The organism is Mesorhizobium sp. M7A.F.Ca.CA.002.05.1.1, assembly GCF_003998335.1.
Lineage (GTDB): Bacteria > Pseudomonadota > Alphaproteobacteria > Rhizobiales > Rhizobiaceae > Mesorhizobium.
In genome coordinates, this window is sequence record NZ_RZQI01000856.1 from 1 (window position 1) to 2,524 (window position 2,524).

Annotated in this window: 6 protein-coding genes; all 6 read right to left on the minus strand. The window is 62.8% G+C overall.

All coding sequences use genetic code 11. From position 1 onward, the window contains the following. The coding region (rplO, locus tag EN939_RS29545) for a 50S ribosomal protein L15 (RefSeq protein ID WP_127271213.1) at positions 1-252 on the minus strand (252 nt) is incomplete at its 3' end. A gap of 22 nt (positions 253-274) precedes the next feature. Next, positions 275-472, minus strand: coding sequence for a 50S ribosomal protein L30 (gene rpmD / locus EN939_RS29550; RefSeq protein WP_006205449.1), 198 nt, complete (start codon positions 470-472; stop codon positions 275-277). 24 nt (positions 473-496) lie between these two features. Then, entirely contained in the window at positions 497-1,060 is a 564-nt protein-coding gene (rpsE, locus tag EN939_RS29555; RefSeq protein ID WP_006333394.1) for a 30S ribosomal protein S5, read from the minus strand. A gap of 148 nt (positions 1,061-1,208) precedes the next feature. Then, entirely contained in the window at positions 1,209-1,568 is a 360-nt protein-coding gene (gene rplR / locus EN939_RS29560) for a 50S ribosomal protein L18 (protein WP_027038735.1), read from the minus strand. 124 nt (positions 1,569-1,692) lie between these two features. Next, positions 1,693-2,226 (minus strand): 50S ribosomal protein L6, encoded by a 534-nt coding sequence (gene rplF / locus EN939_RS29565; protein WP_013895694.1) that lies wholly within the window; start codon positions 2,224-2,226, stop codon positions 1,693-1,695. A gap of 89 nt (positions 2,227-2,315) precedes the next feature. Then, the coding region (rpsH, locus tag EN939_RS29570; RefSeq protein WP_127271215.1) for a 30S ribosomal protein S8 at positions 2,316-2,524 on the minus strand (209 nt) is incomplete at its 5' end.

Sequence of the window (2,524 nt, forward strand, 5' to 3'; positions counted from 1 at the left end):
GGCCACCTGGATGCGGGCCAGCGACACGACGGTGAAGCTCTTGGCGAAGATGTTATTGAAGCCACGCTTCGGCAGGCGCCGGTAGAGCGGCATCTGGCCACCCTCGAAGCCGTTGATGGCGACGCCGGAGCGCGCCTTCTGGCCCTTGACGCCGCGACCGCCGGTCTTGCCGGAGCCGGAGCCGATACCACGGCCGAGACGCTTCTTGGAGTGCGTCGCGCCGTCCTTGTCACGCAGATCGTTGAGTTTCATCTGAGTTCTCCTGCGCTCTGGCTCAGCCCTCGTCCACGACGCGGACGAGATGCTGGACGGCAGCGATCATGCCGCGCACGGAGGGCGTATCTTCCAGCGTGCGCTGCTTGTGCATCTTGTTGAGGCCGAGGCCGACCAGCGTCGCGCGCTGCTCCTTCGGACGGCGGATCGGCGAACCAATCTGCTCAACGGTGATGGTCTTGGTTGCTTTCTTGGCCATGGTCAAAATCCCTGGTCAGATCGACTATTCTTCAGCCGCAACGGCGGTGCCGCGGCGGGCCTGAAGGGTCGAATACTTGATGCCGCGAGCAGCAGCCACATCCTTGGGATGCATCTGGCTCTTCAGCGCGTCGAAGGTGGCGCGAACCATGTTGTAGGGGTTCGACGAACCCATCGACTTGGCGACCACGTCATGCATGCCGAGCGTCTCGAAGACAGCGCGCATCGGGCCACCGGCGATGATGCCGGTACCTTGCTTGGCGGCGCGCAGCAGCACGCGTCCAGCACCCCAGCGTCCTTCGACGTCGTGATGCAGCGTACGGCCCGAGCGCAGCGGCACGAAGATCATGTCGCGCTTGGCCGATTCAGTTGCCTTGCGGATGGCTTCCGGCACTTCGCGCGCCTTGCCGTGACCAAAGCCGACGCGGCCCTTCTGGTCGCCGACGACGACGAGTGCTGCAAAACCGAAGCGACGGCCGCCCTTGACGACCTTGGCGACGCGGTTGATGTGGACGAGCTTGTCCACCATGCCGTCATCGCGTTCTTCACGATCGCGGCCGCGGCCGCCATCCCTACGTTCCTGTGCCATATCCTGTTCCTTGTTTTTTTCCGGAAGCACGGTTGCTGATAAGATCCGGTGCCTCGCCCCGAATAAATCGGGAAACGGTCACCGGGGGCGAAATCAATTCCTTCGCATAATCCCTATCCGAAAAGTCTGCAACTTTTCGGGACTATGCTTAGAAGCTCAAGCCGCCTTCGCGGGCAGCCTCGGCGAGCGCCTTGACGCGGCCGTGATAGATGTAGGCACCGCGGTCGAAAACGACTTCCTTGACGCCGGCCTTGGTGGCGCGCTCGGCGATCAGCTTGCCGATCGCGGCGGCGGCGGCGGTGTCGGCGCCGGTCTTGAGCGAACCCTTGAGGTCCTTCTCGAGCGTCGAAGCGGCAGCGATGGTGTGGCCCTTGGCGTCGTCGATGACCTGCACGTAGATGTTCTTCGACGTGCGGTGGACCGACAGACGCGGACGCTCGCCGGCGACCTTCTTGATCTGACGACGGACGCGCTGCGCGCGGCGCTGCGTGGATTCCTTGGTACCCATGATGGTCTTCCTTGCCTTCAAAAAACGGGGGCCGCCATATGCGGTAGGCGAAAGCGCCTCCCGCGACCGCTCCCCGCGGCGTTACACTTTTTGGCTTGGCCTCAACTTCCCGAGGCCAGGCCCGCTACTTCTTCTTGCCTTCCTTGCGGACGATCTTCTCGCCGGCATAGCGGACGCCCTTGCCCTTGTAGGGCTCGGGACCGCGATACTCGCGGATCTCGGCCGCAACCTGGCCGACTTGCTGCTTGTCGATGCCGGCCACGGTGATTTCGGTCGGCTTCGGCACGGTAATGGTGATGCCGGCCGGCGTCTCATAGACGACGTCATGGCTGAAGCCAAGCGCCAGCTGCAGGTTCTTGCCCTGAAGTGCCGCGCGATAGCCGACGCCGGTGATCTCGAGCTTCTTCTCGAAACCGTCCTTGACGCCCTGCAGGATGTTGACGATCTGCGTGCGCGACATGCCCCACTTGGAGCGGGCGGTCTTGGTCTGGTCGCGCGGCTGGACAGCGATCTCGCTGCCTTCCATCTTGACCAGCACTTCGTCGTTCACCACGAACTTCAGCTCACCCTTGGGGCCCTTCGCCGTCACGGTCTGGCCGTTGACGGTCGCGGTCACGCCCTGCGGCAGCGAAACGGGTTTCTTTCCAATACGAGACATTTTGTTGTCCTCGTCACTTCTCTTGTTTCAGGTCTCTGTCTTCGGGAACGATCCGAAGACCGGATTCCACTTTGCGGTCAACTGCCAGATCAGAAGATCTGGCAGAGGATCTCACCGCCGACGTTCTGTTCACGTGCTTCATGGTCGGCCATCACGCCCTTCGGTGTCGAAAGGATGGCGATGCCGAGGCCGTTGGCGACCTGCGGAATCGACTTGGCCGAAACATAGACGCGGCGGCCTGGCTTCGAGACGCGGGCGATTTCGCGCACGACCGGCGCGCCGTCGAAATACTTCAGCT

Coding starts and splice junctions, on each gene's coding strand:
- rpsE (WP_006333394.1), bottom strand. CDS start 1,060: ATGGCACAGGAACGTAGGGATGGCGGCCGCGGCCGCGATCGTGAAGAA.
- rplR (WP_027038735.1), bottom strand. CDS start 1,568: ATGGGTACCAAGGAATCCACGCAGCGCCGCGCGCAGCGCGTCCGTCGT.
- rpmD (WP_006205449.1), bottom strand. CDS start 472: ATGGCCAAGAAAGCAACCAAGACCATCACCGTTGAGCAGATTGGTTCG.
- rplF (WP_013895694.1), bottom strand. CDS start 2,226: ATGTCTCGTATTGGAAAGAAACCCGTTTCGCTGCCGCAGGGCGTGACC.